This window comes from Sediminicola luteus (assembly GCF_002514735.1).
In the GTDB taxonomy this organism is placed as follows: domain Bacteria; phylum Bacteroidota; class Bacteroidia; order Flavobacteriales; family Flavobacteriaceae; genus HQA918.
In genome coordinates this window covers 476,150-500,651 of sequence record NZ_KZ300477.1, presented here as the reverse complement: position 1 = coordinate 500,651, position 24,502 = coordinate 476,150, and the positions used below count along the sequence as shown (strand labels likewise).

Sequence of the window (24,502 nt, the reverse complement as noted above, 5' to 3'; positions counted from 1 at the left end):
AAGATGGTCGGCTTGGGAAAATGGATTTTAAGTCCATATCCTACCGTAAAAGGGTAGTGCTCTACCTATTGAGCTATCCCAGAACTGGGAACGGGACTCGAACCCGTAACAACTACATCTATTGCTCTAACCACTAAGCTACCTTGCCAAAGCAAGAGTGGGATTCCCCGCCTGCCGGACGGGCAGGAAACCCACGACCCATAGATCCTCGACCTTTTTTTGGAAAAAGACCTAAACCTTCAAGTCTAGTTGTATATAGAAATCCGATACCCTAGGGCAGGAAACCATACAATGGTGCCATACCGAAACACCCAACAAGACCAGCTTGATATTTTAATATGCGGAGGGTAAAGGAATCGAACCTTCACTACCTTTCGATAGACCCGCTTAGCAGGCGGGCGCAACCAACCACTATTTGCCTACCCTCCTGGGTAAAATGTTATGGTGGGAGTGGTAAGATTCGAACCTACTCGGTCTAAGACAACGGATTTACAGTCCGCCCCGACCCTCCAACTTCGGTGCACACCCATAATACCGCCCCAATTAGGGGCGGTTTTTCCCCTTCTTGCCCTTTTTGGGCAACTTCTTCTTAATACGGACAATTTCCCGCTCGGCATAGTCTTGGTAATCGGCATTGTAGCGTGCACTTTTACCTGCTCCATGGCCTTTATCGCCATTTTGTATTGGCGCCATTGCTCGAATAGCCAACTCTGCAAATTGTACAATACCGCCTTATTGCTACCTTTTACCTTTCGGGCGTATTCCAATACTTTTTGGGCCTCTATCAAATCTTCGTTCAATATCAGGGTAGCGATATAGTCCGGATAGATATAGGGCATCTCAAGTCCGTTTTCCAAAGCTTGTTCAAAATAGCTTTTGGCCATTTCGTAATCGCCTAACTGCTCTGCATAAACCTTGCCCATGAAACATAGCGCCTTTACGTTGTCGGTATCGTAAGAAAGGGCATAGTTCAAGGCTTCCATGGTTTCTGCCAATTCATACGGATAGGCTTCCAAAGCCTTGAATACATACCTATTATAATTTGTTCTTTCCATTACATTCTTCTTGTACATGCCAACAGGCAAATGGCCCAGCATGTGGTTTTGTTGGATTTTTTAAGGAGAACCCCTAGGGGAAACAAAAAAATCCGAAACACTTGGTTTTGGTGCTTCGGATCTTTAGTAAAGGTGTAGCCCTTTATGGAAAGAACCGAAGCATAGCTATTGACCCGCTTTCGATCAATTGGCTTTTAAAATAACTACTGAATAATAGCATCGCTTCGTTTTTAATTTTTCAATATTCCTAAGTGGCCGATAGGCAGGCCAGCATAGGGATTGGTTTTCGTTTTTGTCTTTACTTGAATGAAGTTATCATAGGGATAACTTCTGTTCGTTTTCGACGGTGCAAATATGAAACCTATTTTTAATTATACAAGAAAAAACGAATATAAAATACTGAAAATCAGATATTTAAGTTGAATTTAGACCATAGTGGGGCGGTCCGCTTTATGCAGATTCCCGACCCGTTTGCAATCGATTGATGTACAATGGTTTCCGGTATCAACTATCCTTAGTATGTATTTTTATATTTCACTCATATATTTAGAATTTTCAGTAAACTACCCCGGTACTATCCCGATAGTTCCATTAGCTATCGAAATCAGGACACGAGGTATGCCTTAAGGCAATAAACCCTTTTGGCGGAGCCAATAAAAAAAGCGCCCAATTCTCATTGGACGCTTTTATGTTGTGTCAAGATGGTTTTAAGTCAAGAGATAAACCCATTTACACTAGACACATTACGTCCCTTCCGCCATAATAATTCCTTTAAATGGCAATAGTCACACTGACTAAACAGTGCTCCAGGTTTGTTATGTACTCTAGTATTTTTCATTTCAGGTGCAAATATGGGTTGATTTTCAGGGTTTTTCCAAATTGTGGGTCATTTATTATGTTAGTGGCCCCTTTAATGCGTGTTATTCGGAATACCGATCATTTGATCTACGCAATTCATGTTTAAGTTGCCGTCGTTTTGCTTTATAGCTTTTTTTCTTTTTAATGGCCTTAAAATCGGTTCCGGTAAAAACCCGGATCGGATTCCCCCGCGCTAGATCGAGATGGTTCTCCCATTGATTTTGAGCCTGGCTTTTCAACATTTCGTTTTGGTACAGGTTGAGCTTGTTTTGTAATCGTTCCAGGGCTATTTTTTTGTTTTGATGTTGTGACCTGGTGTCCGATACCAAAACGCTTTGCCCGGTTTTGAGGTGGGTGGCACGCACCGCCGAACTTACCTTGTTGGCATGTTGCCCACCCGGACCGGAACTCCGTATGGCTTGATACCTTATTTGATCCAAGGTTAATCGGATTGGCGGATTACTTTCGATTTCGAAAATGCCAATAAACCAATTCTTTCGTTTGTGGAATTTTCTATAGTTCGATTTTCCTATCCATTGTATGGTACCTAACCATGTACTCAAAAAAGTATCTAATTCATTCCCCTGTAATTGAAGGGTAACCGATCGTAAGGCTCCATTTTCATTGCCGGAAACCCTATGTAAAAGATGTGCAGTGATACCGGCATCCTTTAGATTTTGATTAAAATGTTTTACGACTTGGGCCACTACCCAACAACATTCCTCAGGGCCTCGGCCTGCGGTAATTTGTATGATTTTTGTTTTCATTGTTCTTAAATAAAGATGCCGGATAAGCTGCTATCAACATCATCCGGCATCTGTTTTAATGGTCCATACGGACTAATTTGGGTGTAAAGCTGCCAATGACCTCCACTAGATTCTGTTGGTTGGCCATTACTTTGGTAATATCCTTATAGGCCATTGGTGCCTCGTCAATACCGCCACCGATTAAGCTTACCCCATGCACCTCGAGTTGTTTTTTAAAGGCACTATGGGTTAAGGTTTCCTTACACTTTCTACGCGACAATAGTCGGCCGGCCCCGTGTGAGGCCGAGTTTAGCGAGCGTTCATTACCCAATCCGTGAACGATATAACCCGGGGCCGTCATGGAACCCGGAATTATACCCAATTCTCCTTTGGCAGCAGGGGTAGCCCCTTTTCGGTGCACGATACATTCTTGCCCGTTCACTTCTTGTTTCCAAGCAAAATTGTGATGGTTTTCTATGGTAACCAGTGGCTTAGAACCGATTAGTTTTGACAAACGGGCATGTATATCGTCATGACAGGCTTTGGCATAATCGCCGGCTAAATTCATGGCTAACCAATATTCTTGGCCATCGTGGGTGTTTAGATCTAACCAAGCCAAATGCTGTACTTTTTGGGGTAGCGGACATTGCTTGCTTGCCAAATAGGTATAGTGTTTGGCAATTTGTGCCCCTAAGCCCCGAGATCCACTATGCGATAATATACCTACATAGTCTCCCGGGTCTAGGCCCCATTCGTTTTGGGTGTCGGTAATACTCACCTTACCGAATTCTACGAAATGGTTGCCACCACCCGAGGTGCCCAACTGTTTATAGGCTTTGTCTTTTAGCCGTTTTACCAAAGGAATGGTTTTGAATTCTTCCCTTTCGAAAATGGGGTGGTCATGTTTTATGGCATGGGTTTCCCGCATTCCGAATTTGGTATGTTCGGCCAAAAAGTTGGACCATTGCTGTTTTTTACCTTCCAGGTAGGAGATTGGGATAGGATATACCGTTAAACACATCCGACACCCAATGTCTACCCCAACCCCATAAGGTATTACGGCATTTTTGGTGGCCAAAACACCTCCAATGGGTAAGCCATAGCCACTATGTGCATCGGGCATTAAGGCCCCTGCAACCGAAACGGGTAGTTTCAGTGCATCGTACAATTGGTATATGGCTTGGGGCTCGATCTCGTTTTCACCAAAAATGTGAAAAGGTGCCCGAACCGGGTTTAGCTGTTGCTTTTTTACCACCACCGGATCAAGTAAACTTTCGGCAATTTTACCCCAAACACCATCTTCTTTGTATTGGGCTGGGTTCAGTAAAACTTCCTTGGCTTCCGCTAGTATTTGATTTTTCTTTTTTCTTTTATGATAGCGGTTGATCTGACCTAAGGTTATGTTGATACTATTGTTTTTAGGAAAGCCCAATTTTATCAGGTCTTTTCCACTTAATTTTTTTCCCATTTGATTTCATTTTTAGGAGATGGATCATTTTCATGACCCATCTCCGTTTTTATGTTTGTGACATCCTGAAAAGGAAGTAAAGGATCCAAAAAACTACCTTGATTATAGCGATCAAGGCTTCTCCGGTTCCGTTTGTGTCCATTGGCCTCTCTATGCCCCCTTCTTCCAAAGGGTGGGTTAAGGCCGCATCCATCGTCCTGTCTTCGGGCCATTGTAGCTGCGATTGAACCATCCATTGATCGATCATTGCTAGGGTCTCGGCCGTAGGGTCGGTGTTAAACCTACCCTGGATCTGAACCAGCTCCTTTTGGGGCAAGGCTACTTCAACCGTGGCCAATCGCTTGGTTTCTCCATTTTGGCCTTTCCTTTGCAAAGAGAAAATGGCGCTTTCACCGCTTTTGCATTCCGCTTCGTATTCGGCAACACAGTGCTGCATAATATCCCCTTCTTCATAAAGGGCCGCAACATGCTGTAGCTCTAGGGTCTGGTAGGTTACGGGACTACCATCAAGCTCCGTTTCGTGTTGCAGCGGTCTAATACCGGATCCCTGCCAGTCCGCACCACTTTGGGCCAAGAGATTGCGTTGCTTTTTCCAGGCCCTACTTTGCTTATGCAGCCTACGGTATGTAGTGCCTTTTAGCCGTGTTGTTGGGTGTTCGGCCAAATAGTCAAGCATAAGGCACATTTCGCGGGCGATTAGTTTGTCTTCTTTGGCAAAAAAAAGGATTACCTCGCTCCAAAAAGCTTCATTTTCATCCAAAAACTGTCCCAAAAAGGTATTGCAAAGGGCTAAGGCCGTGTCTTTAGAGGCGCCATACCCCATGGCTTGGGCAAACCGAATGGCTCGACCAACCCCCAAACCTTCGGGAGCGTTTCGAAAAATGTGGGCCATTTTATGGGTAAATTCCACCGGAAATTGGGAAAGACCTTTTACGCTATTTCCCCTACCCAATTGTACGTACCACAGCATATGGATCCTATTCTCCGAAAAAAAGGCGCGTTCCATAAACAAGGGCACCTCATAGGTGGCAAAACAGTGTCGGATCAGGGCACGTACCTGATGTTCGGCATCGATCTCGGTATTTTTCCATTCCACCACTTCGCGAACCAAATGGTTCCCCAAACAACTGATGTTATACAATACGTTTACATATAGGTATTGACGCAAAAGGGCATAACATTTTTGGTTGTAGGTATGCAGCAAAAGCTGTCTAAACACCTCCCTTTGGTAAGGGTTACTTGTTTTGCTGGTTTTTGAAAAGAACTCTTGGAGCATAGCGGTCATGGTACCCGAAGCCCTAACCGCGGCATGGTCTGCCGCATAGAGTTCTTCAACGAGTTGTACAAAGGCACTCTCCCTAGTCTTTATTTGGGTTCTTAAAGTTTTCATGATTTCGGCTCTTTACACGGTTGCTGATTTATGTAAAGCCATGGGATTGTATCCGCATAGATTTTGGCATATTCGATTAGGCCGACCCCTTGGATCAGGAACCGGAAATTCGGGTTTCGATAACTTGGAAATTGGGCTTCCCGCCTAGCATCATTTTAATAGTATGATGCTTGTCGGTGGGACTTTAGATAAAAAAAGCCCGAAACGTTTTGGCTTCGGACTCCCCTATACTTAAGAAATGGATTATAAAGTATGGAAGTAGTCGCGAAGCTTAGGTATAACAAGACCTAGTCTGGTATACTTCTTTGATTGTGATGGTAATACAAACATTCGCTTTAATACTTTTTTGTGGTGCTTAATTGCGGTGCAAACCTATGACCCTTTTTGGAAGTATGCAAATGAAAAACAAAAATAAAACGCTGTAAATCAATTCATTACGCTAAAAACAAGACAATAGAGTCCCTGTCCGTTAGCTTACGGAGAACCACCATTATTGCTAATGGACTGAGGTTTATTTGCTTAGACTTCAATAGGCATTTTTTGTAGGGTTTTGCGGTATGGCTTACTGGGCGAAAAAAAAGCGCCCAATTTCTTGGACGCTTTAGTTCGCTTTACGCTTTATCGTAATTACCCATCCAAATGAAACCTGCCTAAGGCTAAAATCTGTGATATGTGAATTGAACTATATAACATGGGTATTTCGTTTTTGGTTTTCTATGATAGGGGCAAAGATGCGATTATTTTTATTGGAAAAGAGAATTAATCAGTAATTTCAAGTTGTAGTTTATATTACTCAACCCAAACCAACCATTCTATGCCTAAGAAAAGTTTCATTTTCCTCTTTTTTATTGTTGTTAAAGTTTTAGCACAGGAGCCTATTCAACTTAAAACAAAGGATTCAATTTCCCTGAAACTAGCCAAATTGGAAATCGATGTCAGTATTGTAGGGAATTTTGCTCGAACTACTTATGATATGCAGTTTTACAATGGGCTGGATCGTACCCTTGAAGGGGAATTAGAATTTCCTCTTGGCGAAGGGCAAGCAGTATCTCATTTTGCAATGGAAGTAAATGGAACCCTAAGAAATGCGGTGGTGGTAGAAAAAGAGTTGGCACGTGTAGCTTTTGAAAGTACTGTGAGACAAAATATTGATCCTGCCTTTTTGGAAAAGACCGAAGGGAACAACTACAAAGCAAGAGTGTATCCTATACTACCCAAAAAGTATAAACGCATAGTTTTAAGCTTTGAGCAAGAGTTAGCGACTTTTGACCAAAATCATATTTATGAACTGCCTTTAGGACTAAAGGATTCATTGGATTTTTTTTCAATTAAAATAGAGGTTTACAAAAGTCAGGACATGCCCAAGGTAATAAACTCGATTTATAAAAACTTTTTTTTCAAAGAGAAAAACGGTTTTTTCCTGGCAGATACACAGTTGGTAAACCATAAACCAAAAAATCCAGTAGTTATTGAAATCCCCAGTTTCAACAATTCTTCCAGTTTGATGACCTATAGGGATTACTTCCATATTACAGACAAGATTAAAACCAAGTCAAGACTAAAACCAAAACCCAAAAGAATTACTTTATTATGGGATGCTTCTTACTCTCAGAAATCCAGAAAGTTAAAATCAGAGTTAGAAGTATTGGGGGCCTATTTGGAATATCTAAGAGATGTTGAGATTGAGTTCATTTCTTTCAGTAATTCGATACTCGAAAGAACCATTGTTCGAATAAAAAACGGTGATTGGGAACAACTTAAAAATACCATTGAAAAGATTACGTACGATGGCGGAACCTCCTTTAACGTATTGGGTAGGCATTCTAAATCAGATGAGATTTTATTGTTTTCCGATGGACTAAGTAATCTTGGAAATTTTCCCAAAATATACAAAAAGGCGGTTTATACAATAAATTCAAGTATTTCTGCAAATCACGAGTTGTTAGAAAGCATTGCAACAGCTTCGGGTGGTAGCTATGTGAATATGGTTAATATGCCTTATAAAGAAGCTGTAAAAGCACTTAAAAGTGAAACGTTTCAGTATTTAGGAGTTGTTTCTAACAAGGCAGTCTTTGAGTTATACCCCAAAACAAGGACTAACGTTCATGAAAATTTTTCTGTAAGCGGACGATTTAGAAAGAACACTGAGTTGGAGTTGTTATTCGGTTATCAAGGGAAAATTACGGAGCGCGTAAAGGTGCCTATTCAAAAAAGTCAGAATAATCAATTGGTTAGAAGATTATGGGCAAAACAAAAATTGAATTATTTAAATCTAGATAAAAAGGAGAACAAGGAACACATAATCTCTCATGGAAAAGAATATCATTTGATTACGGATTACACCTCTATGTTGATATTAGATAGGATAGAAGATTATGTCCGTTATCGTATTGAACCGCCAAATGAGTTAAAGGGGGAATACAAAGATTTAATTGGAAATTTAGAGGAAGAGGAGGCTGAAAAAAGTGAAGCCTTAAAATTTAGAAAGGAGAGTTTATTAGATGAATATAGGGTTGTTCAGGATTGGTATAACACTAATTATCCGATAAAGAAAACGAAATCTCCCAAAAAAGATAGTTCGGTACATAGCACTTTACCAAGATCCGTTAACAATCCAAATGATAGTAACCTTTCTGGGGAAACAAGACCGTTGACCAATAATACGATTTCGACTAGGAATACTGTTACGGTCGATTCTACACGGGGAATAGTTTCGGGAACTGTTTTAGATGCCGACAGTAGGCCGCTCCCTGGAGTAAATGTAATTGTAAAAGGTAGTGACAATGGTACAACAACCGATTTTGACGGTAATTTTTTGATAAATGCTGAAAGTGAAGATGAATTAACCTTTTCATACATTGGGTTTAAGCCAGCTAGTTTTGTTATCAGTGAAACAAATAGAATTTCCATCGTATTGGAAGAAAGTTCTCAAGCTTTAGAAGAGGTAGTGGTCACTTCAATGGGTATCCAAAGAGAAAGAAAAGCTGTTGGGTATTCTATTAGCACAGTTGTTTCAGAATCATTGCAGGGAAATGTGGCAGGTATTCAGATAACCCAGAATTCTGGGGATATTAGTTCTAAGAATGCGGTTAAACAAAGTGGGAATAGTTCAATTACAGGGGAAAATGGTCCACTTTATGTAGTTGATGGAGTTCCAGTTATGGGTAATCCTATTCAGGAGTTAAAACCAGAGGACATTAATGGTATACAAGTATTAAAAGCTATGCACGCAATTGTGCTTTATGGTAATAGAGCATCAAATGGGGTTGTAATCATTACGACAAAAAATGGTTCGGAAGTTAAACAAGAAAAAATTGAAGAATTAAACAGAAGGATTTCTGATAAGATTGAATTAAAATCTTGGAATCCAGAAACACCGTACATCCAAATTCTGGAACAGCAAGAAAGTATTGAATTGGCCTATAAAAAATACTTAGATATAAGAAACGATTATTCCAATAGCCCTTCTTTTTATTTGGATGTATCTGATTTCTTTGATCAAAGGGGCAGTACTGACTATGCTATTACTATTCTAACCAATTTAATGGAAGTTGAATTGAATAACCATGAACTTTTGAAGGCCTTAGCTTATAAACTAGAATACTTTGAAGAGTATGAATTGGCATCGATTGTTTATGAAAAAGTATTGGAACTGCGACCTGAGGAACCACAATCGTATAGGGATTTGGCATTAGTTTATGAACAACTGGGCAAAATTAAAGAGAGTTTCGATCTTTTGTATCTTTTATATGAAGGCCAATTATTGGTTAAAGACGAAGATGAGCGGTTTAATGGAATTGAGCAAATCGCCTATATTGAATTATCAAGATTAGTTAACAAATATTCTAAAAGGCTAAAGCTTAGAAAGGAGATAAAAAATAAGTTTAAAGAAATTCCTGTTGATATAAGAATTGTAATTGACTGGAACCATAACGATACCGATATTGATCTTTGGGTTATTGACCCTACAAAAGAAAAAGCATATTATAAAAACAACTTAACAAAGATTGGTGGTCGAATTTCGGAGGATATGACCGAAGGATATGGGCCAGAAGAGTTTATGCTGAAAAATGCTAATAAGGGAGAGTATAGAATTCTTGCAGATTACTATTCCGATAATATCCAAAAGATATCTGGACCTACAATTTTAAAGGTTTCCATTTTTACAGATTATGGAAAATCTAATGAAAAGAAAAAAATTAAAATATTAAGATTGGATAAAGAGGAAGATGAACTTGAAGTTGGTAGTATTAAATATTAAAGGTCCTTTTAAAATTAGTAAAGAAGTAATTCATATCTGTTAATCTTTTACTACCGTAAACCAATCCACTTCCGTATTCCCATGGGTAGTAAAGGCCTTGCCTTCTAGGGTGTTGCCGTTGATCGATATTTGTAGGTATACCCAATCGTGTATGGCCTTGGCGGTGAGGCCGGGGTAGCGACAGTTTTCCGGGTCGGGACTATAGGGTTTGGGGTCGCTGCCAACACCGCGTAATTTACCACCACTGCCGGCCGTAATGGCTACAAAACCTTTGGGGTTTTGGTAGCTGTCGGTGGGGCCGTTATAACCCGCTATCAATTGCCCCTTGCCATCCATGGGGTTTAAACGTTCGTAGGTATGGGCATGCCCGTTCAAGACCAGGTCTACCCCATATTCGGCAAAAATGGGATATAGTTTTACCACCCCCTCATAGTCTTTTTTATAGGTACACGAATGACCGTTATGGTGCAGGTACACGATCAACCAAGGGGCATTTTTATGCTTCTCTAGGTCTTCTTTTAACCAAGCCAATTGGTTTTCGATATCGTACATACCACCCATTTCGGTATCTAGGGCCACAAAATGGGTATTGCCATAATCGAAACTGTAGTAATGTTCGTTATGGGGCAATTTCCATTCTTGCATATAGTTTTTTTCGGGCTCGTGCCAATCGTGGTTGCCTAAAACCGGAAAAATGGGAACATAGGGAAAAACACCCGTAAAATAATCGAACAATTGGCTGTCATATACTTCGCTTTTACCATCGGGATAAATGATATCGCCCAATAAAAGGCCAAAATCAAAATCCGAAATTCTTTGGGCCAAGGTTTTCCCCATCTGATCGGGGGTGCCCCCATTGGCCACGGGTTCGCCAATGTCTCCTGCCGCAAAGAAGGTAAAGCGGTCTTCGCCTTGGTATTTGGCTGCCGGAAAACTATAGGTTTTTTTATCCCAAGCAGGTCGATCGCCTTGCATTAATCGATATTCATAAACACCTCCTGAGGCCAGATTATGGATTACCGCCTCGTGTTCAATGAGGCCTGTGTTGGTTTTTTTGTTCGAACCATGTACATAAAACCAGTCCGTTTCCCCTTTTTTCCGGATTTCTAAGCCCGTTGGCATTGGCCTATCGGTACGCCAAAGTACGGTAGCGCTATCGGCTATGACCGATTGTAGATAAGGGGCCCTTTTGAGCGTTACCTGGTTTCTTTTGGGGGCACAGGCTGAGTTTAACAGCACAAGGAAAATTAGTGCAATAGGGGTGTATTTCATGTTTGGTATATTATTTTTTGGCGATTTTGGCCAGCATCTGTCCGGTATAACTTCCAATGGCGACGCCCATGCCACCCAATCGTATACCACAGCTCACATGTTCCGATAGTTTTTTGATCAAAGGGGCTTTTTGTGGGCCTACCCCCATAATGCCACTCCAGCGTTGGTCTATACTAAAAGAGGTGTGTGGTAAAATTACTTCGCGCAGCAAGGTTTGCAAGCGATCTTGTACCAATGGGGTGAGTCCGAATTCGGTGGTTTCTTCTGCTTTAAAATCGAGATTGCGGCCACCACCTAATAAAATACGATTGCCAATATTACGGAAATAGTAGTAGCCCGATTCCAAATGAAAGGTTCCTTTAATTTTAAGGTCTGGAATCGGATGGGTGACCAACACTTGGGCGCGGGCAGGAGCAACTGGCTCCCCGATCAAAGCCTTGCTAAAGCCATTGGTAGCCCATAGCAATTTACTGCAGCGGCATTCGAATCCATCGGCAAAAACCCGTACCCCATCCGCATCTTCTTCATAACCGTTGACCCTTACTTGGTTCAAGATTTTGATATCGGCGGCATGGGCGCGTTTTAACAAGGCAGCCATCATATTTCCGGTGTGGATCTGCCCCTCGAAGGTCTGGGTAAAATATTGATTGCAAATCCCTTCAAATCCGAAACGGTTGGGGTTTACTTTAAAGGGATCGCTCTTAAAAATAGGCCGCAGTAGGTTGTTGAGGTAGGGCAATCGTTCCAAACAGTTCCGATAACTATCTTGCTGGTGGCTAAGAAACACCTCATGGCCCCCATGGTTTTGAAAATTGAGATTTTCATCGCCCAGTAGCTTTCGTAAAGCTAATATCCCCTTATAACGCTGCTCAACCAATTCGGCCACTTCACTTTCGGTATGTGAGTTTAGATCCGATAAGAGCTCCGAGACACTGCCAAAACAGGCGAATCCGGCATTTTTGGTACTGGCACCTTGGGGCAATTGGCCTTTTTCCAAGATTAAAATTCGGGCTTCAGGTTCCGATTTTCGCAGCGCCAAGGCCGCATTCAAACCCACGATGCCACTGCCAATGATCACATAATCCAAACGGGCCAACCAGGTTTCCCTTTCCCAAAAACTCCATTCCATAGCTAGGGGTGTGTTTTACGCATTAAAGATAAACCTTATCTCAAATCAAGCCTTGTTTTCATATACCAAAAACAATCCACGAAAATTTTACGAAAGCTGATAAATGTTATGTTTTCGGATGTAACCGGCATGTACCTTTAGTCTATATTTTATACGTTTTGGTGGGCGTGTAAAACCGATTTGAACCGAAGTCCTAGGCTTTGGTCTTAGGAACGTACACCAATGGATACCTTCTTTACTGGCCGGGCCTACGGTCATCGGACGCTGGATAACCCAAAAATCTACGGCGATGAAAACGTACGGAACCCTACTGGCTTTTTTTCTTGGCCTCTTGCTTATGGCCCAGGAACCGCATTTTCTGAATACCACCGCTATTGGCCTTAGTGACCAAGGGGAAATGGTTTTGGCCCATGCCCAAACCAAAACAGTAGATATCCGTACTCCTGAGGGCGCCTTGTTGCATCAGTTTTCGTTGGAAGACCCCCCAACCGGAATCACCCTAAGGGGTCAAAAGCTATATGTAACCACGAGCCATACCCAAGGATCCCTACATATTTTCGATTTGGAACAACGTAGCTTGGAAAGTAAAATTCCACTGCCCATGGGGGCCCGATCGCCCAAATTGGCCCCCGATGGAAAAACACTTTACGTCTGTAACCAATGGGTAGATGCAATTAGTGCCATTGATTTAAGCACTAAACAGATACGTAGCTTAAAGGTACTTCGCGAACCTCGGGACTTGGTAGTTTCCTTAGACGGAAAAACCCTCTACGTCAGTAATTTTTTACCCGATGGCCCAGCCGATGGGGAGGAAATGAGCAGTAAAATCAGTGTTATCGATCTGGAGACTTTTACTGTAAAGTCGCATATCGCCCTGACCAATGGGAGCAATGCGATTCGTGGATTGGAGCTTTCCCCCGACGGTAAGTACGTTTTTGCCACCCATAATTTGGGGCGTTTTCAGGTACCCACCACCCAATTGCAACAGGGCTGGATGAATACCAGCGCTGTGTCGGTAATCGATACCGAAAACCAAAAATTGTTGGGCAGTTTTTTAACGGATTTACCCGAAAGGGGCATGGCCGGAATTTGGGATGTATTGGTGACTACCGACCGTTTGTTCCTTTCCCATTCGGGTACCCATGAGTTGAGTAGTATCGAATATACCCAGTTAGTTTCGCGCCTCAAGGGATATGGCGCTGCTGAAGCGTTATCCTACGACCTAAATTTTTTAAAGGGCATCCGAAAGGTAATTCCCATTCCTGGCAATGGCCCTAGAAGTATGGCCACCCAAGACGGAAAGGTATATGTGGTCTCCTATTTTTCGGATCAACTTCATAGTTATGATATAGGTAATGGGCTGTTGTCTACGATAGCCTTAAATCCTGATTTTTCAGAAGATCTGGCCCGTAAAGGGGAACGCATTTTTAACGATGCCACGAATTGTTTCCAAACCTGGCAATCTTGTAATGGCTGCCACCCGGGTCAAGGTCGGGTCGATGGTCTGAATTGGGATCTGTTGAACGATGGTATCGGAAACCCGAAGAACTGTAAGAGCCTTTTGTTCAGTCATGCCACGGCACCGGCCATGATCACGGGCATACGTCCCGATGCCGAGACCGCCGTAAGGGCCGGATTCACCCATATCCAGTTTGCCGAGATCCCGGAAGCCGATGCCCAAGCTGTAGACGCTTACTTGAAGTCGCTACAACCTCTTCCCAGCCCAGTGGCTGAAGATGAAAGCATGGCAAAAACCATTGAACAGGGTAAAAAGATATTCGAGTCCAAGGGCTGTACCCAATGCCATTACGGCCCCTATTTTACCGATGGTAATAGACATCAGATAGGGGAGATAGAATTCGAGGCCGGATGGGATACACCTACCCTTAGGGAGGTATGGCGTACCGCACCGTATTTGCACGATGGCCGGGCGGCCACCTTAACCGATTTGTTTCAAGTCCATGGTCATGGCCTAGGGAACAAACCCATTAAGAAAAAAGATTTGAAAGCCTTGGTAACCTACATAAAAAGTCTCTAAGATGTTACAGGAAAAGATACATACCTATATAGCAAGCCCAAGGAAAAGTGACCTTCATAGTTGGGTGGCCGAAACCTTGGATTTGATTAAACCATGGGGAACGGTTGTAAAGGTCAACCTCTTTTTTGGGGCCATAGATTCTTTTGACTTTTTCCGTTTCCGCCAGGCTGTTCTTCAAGAGGGTGAAAAACGATGGCCAAAGGCACGGCCGGTACTGAATTGTATTGGGCAATCGCCTGTAGCTGCCGATTTGATGCTGGAAGTGATTACCCTAAAACTCCAAGGATGCCAAGTGCGTTACCATACCGAAACGCCTTTGTACGCAATAACCATAAAACAAGAGGGTCAAACCCATTTGTATACTTCCTATGCATCCGAAACGGCCGGATTTGATTCCAAGGAAACCTCGGAAAATGCCATGCAAGATTTGGGGCAGACTCTAGATCGGTTAGGTTTTGGTCGGCAACATATAAAACGCCAATGGAACTATATCGAACGGATCACCCATTGTACCACCAATGGGCAACACTATCAAAATTTCAACAATAGTCGAGCCGCATTTTTTGATCAAATCCCATGGCCCTATGGGTATCCGGCGGCTACGGGCATCGGTACTTCCTATGGCGGATTGGTCATAGATACCCTGGCCGTTAAAGGCGTGCCCCTAGAAATAGCCTTGGACAATCCGTTACAGCAGGCGGCACATGGCTATAGTGAGCAGGTTTTGGTGGGCCATAGCCAAAAGCAAACCCCAAAATTCGAACGGGCCAAATGTATTTGCGATGCCACTTCCGGTATGTTGTATATCAGCGGTACCGCCGCTATTCGGGGTGAGGCCAGTTTGGCCCAGGCCGATGTGATCGAACAGACCCAAATTACCCTAGAGAATATTAAAGCGGTATTGGAACATGCCGATTTACCCATTGATTTGGATGGCCATCCTCCAAAAATGAGGGGTGAAGTGGCCCGGGTGTACCTAAAAAACCCATCGGATTGGTCTGTGGTAAAACCATTATGCCATGCCTTTTTTGGAGACCGGATTATTCCACTCCATGCCGATGTATGCCGCCCTTCCCTGTTAATAGAAATCGAAGCTACCTATTCATTCATAAAAAACTTGAAACATGAAAAAAATCCTGTATCCCTTACTGGTGCTGGCCTTGATCTTCGGTCCGCTGACCGTTGAGGCCCAAGACACCACAAAAGAAAAAACCATGAAAAAATACACCAATGCCGATTTTTATGAAAACGGGAAACTGAGTCCCGAAAAAACCTTGAACGCTTATAAAGAACTGATGGCCTTCTACGATTATCCAGTCGATGACTGGTTGCTCGACCATATGTTCATTACCGATTTCGGTCTGGGCGATTTTGTCAATGCCGGTATGGCCGGGGTTTTCTGGGTAAACAGTGTCGATGGCCAATACCTGGGCCACGAAATTTTCTTGCTACCCGGGCAAATGATCGTAGAGCATAGCCACATGAAAACGGAGTTTCCCGCCAAAATGGAGAGTTGGCATGTACGCCACGGTATGACCTATAATTTTGGGGTGGCCGGGGAAACCCAAGGCATGCCCGACTTGCCCGAAAGCCAAAAGGGACATATAAAATCCGATAAGTTCGTAATTACCGAAAGAGGACATATTTCGAGTTTGGCCGAAGAAGAATCGCCCCATTTTATGATGGCCGGGCCCCAAGGCTGTATCGTAACCGAATATGCCAATTACCACGACGGTAACGGACTCCGATTTACCCACCCCAAGGTCGTCTTTGCAGATATTTTAGGAAACAATTAAAAGTTGCGCCATGAGAACATTTAACCATGTGGGTATCCCCACCACCATTCAACAAGAGCAAGAAATACATATGGAAGCGTCCGGACTCTACGTCACCGACTTCAATGAAAGCCCGAATAAGATCGAGTGGCTTCGCTTTGAGGCCGATTCGCCCTTACCAGAACTGTTAAAGACCACGGCCCATATTGCCTATGAAGTGCCCGATCTTGAAGCCGCTTTGGAAGGTAACGAGATCTTAATGGAACCTTTTGACCCGGCGCCCGGTCTTACCGTAGCCTTCATCATAGAAGAAGGTGCACCTATCGAACTTATGCAATTCCAAAACCAATAAACCATGGAAAACCAGATTTATAAATGGATCAATGATCCCAAACATATCACCGAAGAATTATTAGAGGGCTATGTAATGGCCTATGCCGATAAGGTACAGCTGTTCGGCACCCACACCATTGTAAGGGCCCAACCTAAACCCGAAGATCAGGTGGCCGTGGTCACCTTAGGCGGTGCCGGACACGAACCGGCCTTGTCGGGATTTGTGGGTAAGGGTATGCTCGATTGTTCGGTAGTGGGCGATATTTTTGCGGCCCCAGGGGCCCCGCGATTGCTGGAAGCCTTGAAAAAATTCAACAGGCCTGCCGGAATCTTATTGGTTGTGCTTAACCATGCGGGTGACGTAATGAGTGCCAATATGGCCAAACAAATGGCCGATGCCATGAACATTAAGGTCAAGATAATGTTGACCCACGAAGATATTTCGGCCGGATTGGATACCCCTGATCAAGACCGAAGGGGTTTGGCGGGCTGTGTACCCTTGTATAAAATCGTTGGTGCCGCGGCCGATGCCGGTAAGTCTTTGGAGGAGGTTTACGAAATAGGTGAACGCTTTAACAGTCAAATGGCCACCTTGGCCGTGGCCATGAAAGCCTGTACCCATCCGCAATCGGGTGTTACCATTGCCGAGTTGCCCTTGGGTGAGATGGAAATCGGTATGGGACAACATGGTGAGGGCGGCGGCGGACGTTCCCCCTTGCTATCCGCCGATGAGACGGCCTCCAAAATGATAGGACCCCTTATGCAGAAATTGCAGATCCAAAAAGGCGATAAGGTGTTGCTCTATATCAATGGGGTGGGGGCCACTACCCATATGGAGATGAGTATAATCTTCCGCAAGGCCGGACAAGTACTGCAAGAATCCGGGGCCGAACTGGTCGACGGGAAGATTACCGAACTGTTGACCGTACAAGAACAATCCGGATTCCAAATGATCTTGGGCAAATTGGACGATGACCATGTCGATTATTTAAAAAACCATGGCTCCGATGCACCCTATTGGACTGTAAACCCCTAGGCTATGGATGTATTGACCTTAGAAGTTTTTAAGCAAATGATCAATCGGGCCTATACCGAGGTACAGGCCCAAGAAACCCATTTTTCCGCTTTGGATGCCATAGCTGGAGATGGGGATCATGGTACGGCCATTACCGAGGCCTTGGCCGCTGTAAACGATTCGGCCCGTGAGGGTACCGAATTTAACCAAATGCTCACCCAAATGGCCATGAACGCCATGACACGCTCTTGTGGGTCAACCAGTACGTTGATCGGTGGGTTCTTTCTGGGCATGGGAACCGCCGCCAAAGGGGTCCAATTGAATGTACCCCAGGTAAAAGCCATGTTCCGGGCCGGCTTGGCCAGTATGCAGCAAAATACCCAGGCGAAACCGGGCGATAAAACCCTAATGGATGCCCTAGTGCCCGCCGTAACGGCCATGGAGGCTGCCGAGGGAGATATAAAAGCCCTGTTCAAGGCGGGTGCTGAAGCCGCTGCCAATGGGGCCGCCGCCACGGTTGAAATGCAAGCTGCCTTTGGTAGGGCCCGTAACCTGGGCGAACGAAGTATAGGGCATGCCGATCCCGGGGCGAGTTCCTGGGCCTGTATGTTCGGGGCGTTTTACAACGCAATTAATTAACGAATAACTAGAATATGGCAGATTTAGATGATATAAGGGAAGGCCGCGATTTTGGGCTAGACCAAGCGATTGCAGGACAACAGTTTTACCTTAAAGGTTGCGATAACCTCGATTGGGGTATGAAAGACCGCCTGTCGCGGATCTTTAATAAAAAATCGGGCCGTACGGTTATGTTGGCCTTTGATCACGGATTTTTAATGGGGCCCACTTCGGGCTTGGAGCGTATCGATTTGAATATACTGCCCCTAGTGCCTTATGCCGACTGTATCATGGCCACACGCGGCATTTTGCGGTCTACCGTGCCCCCGACTTCCAACAAACCCATTTGCCTCAGGGCCGATGCCGGTACCACCATCCTTACCGATATGAACGACAATGTGTTTATGGATGTTCAGGATGCGGTAAAAATGAATGCTAGTGCCATGGCCGTAATGCTGGCCATCGGCGACCCCAAAATGGAGGCCAAAACCGTGGCCAATCTCATGGAAGCGGTGAATGCCGGACAAAAGTATGGTATTCCCGTAATGGGCGTTACCGCGGTGGGTAAGGATATGGTACGCGATACCCGCTACTTTTCGCTGGCCTCTAGGGTATGTGCCGAAAATGGGGCCAATATCGTAAAAACCTATTATTGCGATGGTTTTGAAAAAGTGGTGGCCTCCTGCCCTGTACCGGTGGTAATCGCCGGAGGTAAAAAACTTCCGGAAATGGAGGCGCTGGAACTATGTTACAAAGCCATTAACGATGGTGCCGCTGGGTTAGATATGGGCCGTAATGTGTTCCAATCCGATGCTCCCATCGCCATGATACAGGCCGTACATGCCTTGGTACACGATGCTATGAGCCCGAAACAGGCCTATGCCCTGTATGAAGAAATAAAGGCCGCTGTAAAAGCCGAATAATGCAAGTATGGGGAGATGAGTCTTCCCGCTAATCCCGCCTGGCCTACCCCTGGTAGGACCTTGGCCAAAAAGATGTCCTATGAAACCCAAACAGTATCTCATACTATTGTTGTTGTTGAGTTGTTCTACGGGTATTTATCTGCAGATCCAACGGCATTCCTACGTTTCCGAATCGGACTATATCGCCCTTTCGGAATGGGAACCTATGGAAAAGGAACACCTACCCATTACGGAAGCCGTAGCGGAAATCCGGAAGAAGAAAAAAGAAGATCTGGCCCCCATGCTATCGCGATTGCGCAAGGCCTATCAAGAGGCCAAGACCAAGACCAAACCGGCCTTTACCACCCAAACCCTACGCAAGGCCGATGCCCCTGTTGCGGTACAATACGATGTAAGCGGACTCGAATACCTGGTCTTGGAAACCCGTGCTACTCCCGATGGGAACAGTTACGATCATGGGGCCTGGGCCAATGCCCAATTCACCGATGCCAAAGGGCGTAAAACCTGGGCTACGGAGTTGGAATGGATACATACCCATAGCGATTGGAAATTTCCGGTAAAGAATAGCAATTTTGCCGAAAAACCCATTGCCATCGATGGGGAAACCTATGCGAACGGATTTACCTGCCATGCCAATGGGGTGGTTATCGTAAAGCTCGATAAAAAATACCGCCAGTTTACGGCCCTTTGTGGGGTTGAAAGTGGGGGGCATTTTGACTGGTCCAGTATCCAATTTGCCATAAAAACGCTTTCGGCCGCTGTATATTTAAAGGAACTGCAAAAGGCCTATCCGGACTTTGTTCAGCAGTTATATGCGTATTATCCGGGTAAACCTGAGGATGTTATTACCCAATTAGATCAGTCGGTAGAGAAGAAAATGATAGACAAGATCATTGCCAAACTCGACCATCAGGAAGCTTACCAAAAACAGGCCCAAGCGGTGAACACACCCGAGGCTTACTATCCTTTGATAGATACCTTGGCCCAAAGGGTGGACCTTCAGGAACAGCTACGTTGGATTAAACCCGAAAGTATTGCCTTGGCCGTAGCTGATTTAAAAAAACAACCCGATTTCGATGGTGCCTTAGCCACAAGCAAGCTAGATACACTTAAAACCAAATTCATCACAGCGCAAGCGACATTGGTATCAGGTGAAGTTGGTCTAGCCCCTTTGGTTAAGGACGTGGTGCGTATTAAACGGGAGTTGTTGTTGCATAGGTCGGTATTGGATTTTGACGAGTTGTTGGTGGTAAACCAAAAACTAAGGCAGGCCCGAAAAGATATGGCACCAAAACTAGGGACCGAGGGTGCGAATTGGAAAAGTATGCTCAGTTCGCCCCGACGCGGTTTCGATGCCGAGATCCAATTGCTATCGGATCTTGGGGGTACGCCCAAAGCCAAAACCGTATATGCCTCCGAAAACCGGGCGGGAATCAATTCGGTAAGCCTACACTGGGATGCCAATAGGGTTATGTTTACGACGGCCGATGCCAAAAACCGCTGGCAGATCTATGAGTTGGGTCTCGATGGGAGTATTGCACCCGGACCCATTACCCAAGTAAACGAACCCGATCTCGAATTTTTCGATGGGGCCTATTTGCCCAATGGTAAAATCGTGGCCTCTTCCAATATCGGATACAATGGCGTGCCCTGTGTGGCCGGTAGCGATGTGGTGGGTAGTATGGTACTATACAATCCCGAAGACAAACATTTACGTCGCCTTAATTTTGGGCAGGATAATGATTGGCATCCGGTGGTAATGAACAACGGCCGTATCCAATACCTACGTTGGGAGTATACCGACAATACCCATTATTTCAGTAGGATCATGATGCATATGAACCCCGATGGTACCAATAAAAAGGAACTTTATGGTTCGGGTTCCTATTGGCCCAATAGTATGTTCGACCCCGAGCCGCTTCCGGGTAAGGGCAACAATGCTTTTGTAGCCATAGTGTCTGGCCATCATGGGGTTTCACGCTCGGGCCGTATGGTTATTTTCGACCCCCAATTGGGCCGTCACGAGGCCAGTGGGGTAGTACAGGAAATTCCATATAGGAACAAAAAAGTAGAACCCGAGATCAAAGACAAGCTGGTCGATGGGGTTTGGCCACAGTTCTTGACCCCCATGCCCATTAACGAGAAATACTATTTGGTAGCAGCCAAATTGAATCCGGACAGTCTGTGGGGCATTTATCTGGTCGATGTCTTCGACAATATGACCCTGATTGTTGAAACGGAAGGGGAAGGCTATCTACATCCGATTCCGATCCGTAAAAAGGAGGTGCCGCCCATTATCCCGGAGCGTATAAAACCCCAAGACACCACTGCGACGATCTATATCCAAGATATTTATCAAGGTGCCGGTACGCGGGGAGTGCCCAAAGGGACCATAAAGGAATTGCGGGTGTTCGGCTATGAATACCACTATATCAATTCGCCCGGAAACCATATGGCCCAAGGTATTGAAGCCGGGTGGGATATTAAACGGGAGTTGGGTACCGTACCTGTAAACGAAGACGGTTCGGTTATTTTTAAAGTTCCGGCCAACCTACCTTTTTCGATGCAACCAGTAGATAAAGATGGGGCCGCCGTGCAGTGGATGCGTTCTTGGATAACCGCCATGCCCGGAGAGGTAGTGAGTTGTGTGGGCTGTCACGAAGATCAAAATACCATAGCCCGGCCCAAATATGCCATGGCCTCTTCCCAAACTCCACGCGAATTGATTCCGCCCAAGGGGGGTATTCGGCCTTTTACCTTCGAAGCCGAGATACAACCTATATTGGATAAGCGCTGTGTGGGTTGCCACAATGGTGCCGAACCCTCACGGCCTAACTTTAAGGATACTTCCTTGGATCCGGTGGTACAGATGTCGCAAAGCTACTTAAACCTGCACCCCTTTGTACGCCGTCAGGGCCCGGAGGCGGATCTTCATACCATGCAACCCATGGAGTACCATGTAAGTACCTCCGAATTAATCCGAAACCTACGAAACGGACACCATAATGTACAGCTAGATGAGGCCGAATGGCAAACTTTGTATAAATGGATCGATTTTAATACGCCTTATAATGGTACTTTCCAGGCTACGGCTACCTATCAGGGCTGCGACCAAGAAGAACGGCGTATGGAACTGGCCCAGAAGTACAGTAATATCAAAGTAGATTGGCGACAGGAATTAGGGATACGTATAAAACAGCTCAAACAAGAGGGCCGTATAGACCCTGTGATTCCCAAATCCTTACCACCATTGGCCGGGCCGCATAAAAAGGCTACCCAATGGGGCTTTGATGCCGCGGAGGCCCAAACCATGCAGGCCAAAAATGGCAGCTATCGTAAAGAGGTTTCTTTGAAAAACGGGCAAAGCATATCCTTGGTACGCATTCCGGCCGGGACCTACTTTAAAACGGATCCCGTGTCCGGTAAGGCAATCAAAACCAAAATCGATAAAGCTTTTTGGATGGGGACCACCGAAGTCACCAATGCCCAATTCCAAACCCTTTTTCCGAAACACGATAGCCGCTTTATCAATCAGTTTTGGAAAGACCACGTCAATGAAGGTTATCCGGCCAATAAACCTGGCCAGCCCGTTATTCGGGTGAGCTATGAAGTAGCGATGGATTTTTGCGAGCAGCTTGGCACCCAATTGGGCAAAAAGGTACGTTTACCCCATGCATCGGAATGGGAATGGGCCGCCCGTGCGGGTAATGTGACCGATATGCCCTTTGATGCCACAGCCGATTTTAGCGCCTATGCCAACCTAGCCGATGTATCGTTGCGCGATATGGCTGTGACGGGGGTAGATCCCAAACCCATGGCCGAAAACAATAGATTACGCCCGTATTACGATTTTGTGCCGCGTTCCCAAACAGTAAACGACGGGCAAATGATCGTGGCCGAAGTAGGCCAATACCAACCCAATGCCTTTGGGTTATACGATATGATCGGTAATGTAGCCGAATGGACCCAGACTGAGTATAACAAACCGCTTTGGGCGCCTTTCACCTATGACCAAAACTATAAGACCGCTAAGGGATATAGTTGGCGCGACCGGGCATCGGTAGTTAGTTTCGACGGGGCCGAAGCCTATTTGCCCTGGCAAAAGGTCTATAATGTAGGGTTTAGGGTGGTTATTGAGGAATAAGAAGATTTTAAGTTTAAATAAAAAACCCGGCTCTTGGCCGGGTTTTTCTAGATGTTATAATCAATCCTCCATGGGTTTCATCTCAAAATCCTCCATAAACTTGGTGGTATAGTTACCGGCCAAATAATCGGGATGGTCCATCAGTTGCCTGTGGAACGGAATGGTGGTTTTGATACCTTCGATTACGAACTCGTCCAAGGCACGTTTCATTTTATTGATGGCCTCTTCACGGGTTTGGGCCGTGGTGATCAATTTGGCGATCATAGAGTCGTAGTTGGGCGGAATCACATAACCACTGTACACATGGGTGTCCAATCGGATACCGTGTCCACCTGGGGTGTGTAGGGTAGTGATCTTACCGGGCGAAGGTCTAAAATCGTTATACGGATCTTCGGCATTGATCCTACATTCTATAGAGTGTAGTTTGGGCTCGTAGTTCTTTCCGGAAATCGGAACACCTCCGGCTACCAAGATCTGCTCCCGAATTAAATCGTAATCGATTACCTGTTCGGTGATCGGGTGCTCTACCTGGATCCGGGTATTCATTTCCATAAAGTAGAAATTCCGGTGTTTGTCTACCAAGAATTCTACGGTACCCGCACCTTCGTATTTGATATATTCGGCAGCTTTTACGGCGGCATCACCCATTTCCTGACGCAGTTTATCGGTCATAAAGGGAGATGGGGTCTCTTCCGTCAGTTTTTGGTGCCTACGCTGTACCGAACAGTCGCGTTCCGATAAGTGACAAGCTTTTCCAAATTGATCACCGATGACCTGAATCTCGATATGGCGGGGCTCTTCGATAAGCTTTTCCATATACATACCTCCGTTACCAAAGGCGGCGGATGCCTCTTGTACGGCCGATTCGAAATGTTTTTGCATCTCGTCTGCAGACCATACGGCACGCATACCTTTACCACCACCACCGGCAGTGGCCTTGATCATAACCGGATATCCGATTTCCTCGGCGGTTTCCAAGGCGTGGTCAAGATCTTTTAACAAACCTTCGGATCCAGGAACCGTAGGTACCCCAGCCTCGATCATGGTAGATTTGGCCGAGGCCTTGTCTCCCATGCGATCGATCTGGTCGCCACTGGCACCAATGAATTTGATATCGTGCTCGGCACAAATCTTGGAAAACTTAGAATTCTCTGAAAGGAATCCGTAGCCTGGGTGAATGGCATCGGCATTGGTAATCTCGGCCGCGGCGATAATGTTCGGAATCTTTAGATATGATTCGTTACTGGGTGCCGGACCAATACAAACGGCCTCGTCTGCAAAGCGTACGTGCAAACTTTCTTCATCAGCCTTGGAATAGACCGCAACGGTCTTAATTCCCATTTCTTTACAGGTACGGATGATACGTAATGCAATCTCCCCCCTATTGGCTATAAGTATTTTTTTGAACATAGGTTCGGTTTTTTAGGTTCCCTTCCGTCTTACTTAGGAAAAGAAGGTCGGTGAACATTAAAAATTA

The 24,502-nt window shown here is 45.0% G+C and carries 16 protein-coding genes, 2 tRNA genes and 1 pseudogene; 9 read left to right on the top strand and 10 right to left on the bottom strand.

Going from position 1 to position 24,502, the window contains the following annotated elements:
• Nucleotides 1–341 precede the first annotated feature (341 nt).
• The 7 genes and pseudogenes from B7P33_RS19345 to B7P33_RS06795 form a co-directional block, all read right to left on the bottom strand.
• Nucleotides 342–428, bottom strand: a tRNA-Ser gene (locus B7P33_RS19345).
• Between the two features lie 14 nt (nucleotides 429–442).
• Nucleotides 443–528, bottom strand: a tRNA-Tyr gene (locus B7P33_RS06815).
• Nucleotides 529–543: 15 nt separating this feature from the next.
• On the bottom strand, nucleotides 544–693 hold the full coding sequence (locus tag B7P33_RS19340; protein ID WP_172435874.1) for a hypothetical protein: 150 nt from the start codon (nucleotides 691–693) through the stop codon (nucleotides 544–546).
• Between the two features lie 170 nt (nucleotides 694–863).
• A pseudogene (locus tag B7P33_RS19820) lies at nucleotides 864–983 on the bottom strand (hypothetical protein); the annotation flags it as partial.
• A gap of 992 nt (nucleotides 984–1,975) precedes the next feature.
• Entirely contained in the window at nucleotides 1,976–2,680 is a 705-nt protein-coding gene (gene prfH, locus B7P33_RS06805) for a peptide chain release factor H (RefSeq protein WP_097441214.1), read from the bottom strand.
• Between the two features lie 55 nt (nucleotides 2,681–2,735).
• Complete coding sequence (locus B7P33_RS06800) at nucleotides 2,736–4,127, bottom strand: RtcB family protein (RefSeq protein ID WP_097441213.1); 1,392 nt, start codon at nucleotides 4,125–4,127, stop codon at nucleotides 2,736–2,738.
• A 49-nt stretch (nucleotides 4,128–4,176) separates the two neighbouring features.
• Nucleotides 4,177–5,517 carry a PcfJ domain-containing protein gene (locus tag B7P33_RS06795; RefSeq protein WP_097441212.1) on the bottom strand — a complete coding sequence of 447 codons (1,341 nt, stop codon included), beginning with the start codon at nucleotides 5,515–5,517 and terminating at the stop codon, nucleotides 4,177–4,179.
• 814 nt (nucleotides 5,518–6,331) lie between these two features.
• Here B7P33_RS06795 and B7P33_RS06790 point away from each other — a divergent pair.
• Nucleotides 6,332–9,778, top strand: coding sequence for a VIT domain-containing protein (locus tag B7P33_RS06790; RefSeq protein WP_097441211.1), 3,447 nt, complete (start codon nucleotides 6,332–6,334; stop codon nucleotides 9,776–9,778).
• A gap of 39 nt (nucleotides 9,779–9,817) precedes the next feature.
• On the opposite strand, the gene B7P33_RS06785 is transcribed toward B7P33_RS06790, so the two are convergent.
• A complete protein-coding gene (locus tag B7P33_RS06785; protein ID WP_097441210.1) occupies nucleotides 9,818–11,050 on the bottom strand; it encodes a metallophosphoesterase in 1,233 nt (410 codons plus the stop codon).
• Between the two features lie 10 nt (nucleotides 11,051–11,060).
• Nucleotides 11,061–12,179, bottom strand: coding sequence for an NAD(P)/FAD-dependent oxidoreductase (locus tag B7P33_RS06780; RefSeq protein WP_097441209.1), 1,119 nt, complete (start codon nucleotides 12,177–12,179; stop codon nucleotides 11,061–11,063).
• A gap of 289 nt (nucleotides 12,180–12,468) precedes the next feature.
• On the opposite strand from B7P33_RS06780, the gene B7P33_RS06775 reads away from it, so the two are divergent.
• The 8 genes from B7P33_RS06775 (at nucleotide 12,469) to B7P33_RS06740 (ending at nucleotide 23,025) form a co-directional block, all read left to right on the top strand.
• A complete protein-coding gene (locus B7P33_RS06775; RefSeq protein ID WP_141402406.1) occupies nucleotides 12,469–14,217 on the top strand; it encodes a YVTN family beta-propeller repeat-containing protein in 1,749 nt (582 codons plus the stop codon).
• A gap of 1 nt (nucleotide 14,218) precedes the next feature.
• Nucleotides 14,219–15,403 (top strand): chorismate transformation FkbO/Hyg5 family protein, encoded by a 1,185-nt coding sequence (locus B7P33_RS06770; protein ID WP_097441207.1) that lies wholly within the window; start codon nucleotides 14,219–14,221, stop codon nucleotides 15,401–15,403.
• On the top strand, nucleotides 15,342–16,013 hold the full coding sequence (locus B7P33_RS06765) for a cupin domain-containing protein (protein ID WP_216359362.1): 672 nt from the start codon (nucleotides 15,342–15,344) through the stop codon (nucleotides 16,011–16,013). Before B7P33_RS06770 ends, B7P33_RS06765 begins: the two co-directional genes overlap by 62 nt.
• Nucleotides 16,014–16,023: 10 nt before the next feature.
• A complete protein-coding gene (locus tag B7P33_RS06760) occupies nucleotides 16,024–16,344 on the top strand; it encodes a VOC family protein (RefSeq protein ID WP_097441206.1) in 321 nt (106 codons plus the stop codon).
• A 3-nt stretch (nucleotides 16,345–16,347) separates the two neighbouring features.
• The gene (locus B7P33_RS06755; protein ID WP_097441205.1) at nucleotides 16,348–17,361 is read left to right on the top strand and encodes a dihydroxyacetone kinase subunit DhaK; all 1,014 of its coding nucleotides are present in this window, start codon (nucleotides 16,348–16,350) and stop codon (nucleotides 17,359–17,361) included.
• Between the two features lie 3 nt (nucleotides 17,362–17,364).
• Nucleotides 17,365–17,979 (top strand): DAK2 domain-containing protein, encoded by a 615-nt coding sequence (locus tag B7P33_RS06750; RefSeq protein ID WP_097441204.1) that lies wholly within the window; start codon nucleotides 17,365–17,367, stop codon nucleotides 17,977–17,979.
• A gap of 14 nt (nucleotides 17,980–17,993) precedes the next feature.
• A complete protein-coding gene (gene lsrF, locus B7P33_RS06745) occupies nucleotides 17,994–18,881 on the top strand; it encodes a 3-hydroxy-5-phosphonooxypentane-2,4-dione thiolase (RefSeq protein WP_097441203.1) in 888 nt (295 codons plus the stop codon).
• Between the two features lie 79 nt (nucleotides 18,882–18,960).
• Entirely contained in the window at nucleotides 18,961–23,025 is a 4,065-nt protein-coding gene (locus tag B7P33_RS06740) for an HzsA-related protein (protein ID WP_097441202.1), read from the top strand.
• A 60-nt stretch (nucleotides 23,026–23,085) separates the two neighbouring features.
• Here the strand turns inward: B7P33_RS06740 and accC are convergent, their stop codons facing one another.
• Nucleotides 23,086–24,435: an acetyl-CoA carboxylase biotin carboxylase subunit gene (gene accC / locus B7P33_RS06735; protein WP_097441201.1), complete on the bottom strand. Its 1,350-nt coding sequence runs from the start codon at nucleotides 24,433–24,435 to the stop codon at nucleotides 23,086–23,088.
• Nucleotides 24,436–24,502: the final 67 nt, after the last annotated feature.

Bases quoted from the DNA above. Each gene is read 5' to 3' on its own strand.
- B7P33_RS06760 (WP_097441206.1), top strand. From the start codon at position 16,024: ATGAGAACATTTAACCATGTGGGTATCCCCACCACCATTCAACAAGAG.
- B7P33_RS06765 (WP_216359362.1), top strand. From the start codon at position 15,342: ATGAAAAAAATCCTGTATCCCTTACTGGTGCTGGCCTTGATCTTCGGT.
- B7P33_RS06740 (WP_097441202.1), top strand. From the start codon at position 18,961: ATGAAACCCAAACAGTATCTCATACTATTGTTGTTGTTGAGTTGTTCT.
- B7P33_RS06755 (WP_097441205.1), top strand. From the start codon at position 16,348: ATGGAAAACCAGATTTATAAATGGATCAATGATCCCAAACATATCACC.
- B7P33_RS19340 (WP_172435874.1), bottom strand. From the start codon at position 693: ATGGCGCCAATACAAAATGGCGATAAAGGCCATGGAGCAGGTAAAAGT.
- B7P33_RS06795 (WP_097441212.1), bottom strand. From the start codon at position 5,517: ATGAAAACTTTAAGAACCCAAATAAAGACTAGGGAGAGTGCCTTTGTA.
- lsrF (WP_097441203.1), top strand. From the start codon at position 17,994: ATGGCAGATTTAGATGATATAAGGGAAGGCCGCGATTTTGGGCTAGAC.
- accC (WP_097441201.1), bottom strand. From the start codon at position 24,435: ATGTTCAAAAAAATACTTATAGCCAATAGGGGGGAGATTGCATTACGT.
- B7P33_RS06770 (WP_097441207.1), top strand. From the start codon at position 14,219: ATGTTACAGGAAAAGATACATACCTATATAGCAAGCCCAAGGAAAAGT.
- B7P33_RS06775 (WP_141402406.1), top strand. From the start codon at position 12,469: ATGAAAACGTACGGAACCCTACTGGCTTTTTTTCTTGGCCTCTTGCTT.
- B7P33_RS06785 (WP_097441210.1), bottom strand. From the start codon at position 11,050: ATGAAATACACCCCTATTGCACTAATTTTCCTTGTGCTGTTAAACTCA.
- B7P33_RS06780 (WP_097441209.1), bottom strand. From the start codon at position 12,179: ATGGAATGGAGTTTTTGGGAAAGGGAAACCTGGTTGGCCCGTTTGGAT.
- B7P33_RS06800 (WP_097441213.1), bottom strand. From the start codon at position 4,127: ATGGGAAAAAAATTAAGTGGAAAAGACCTGATAAAATTGGGCTTTCCT.
- prfH (WP_097441214.1), bottom strand. From the start codon at position 2,680: ATGAAAACAAAAATCATACAAATTACCGCAGGCCGAGGCCCTGAGGAA.
- B7P33_RS06750 (WP_097441204.1), top strand. From the start codon at position 17,365: ATGGATGTATTGACCTTAGAAGTTTTTAAGCAAATGATCAATCGGGCC.
- B7P33_RS06790 (WP_097441211.1), top strand. From the start codon at position 6,332: ATGCCTAAGAAAAGTTTCATTTTCCTCTTTTTTATTGTTGTTAAAGTT.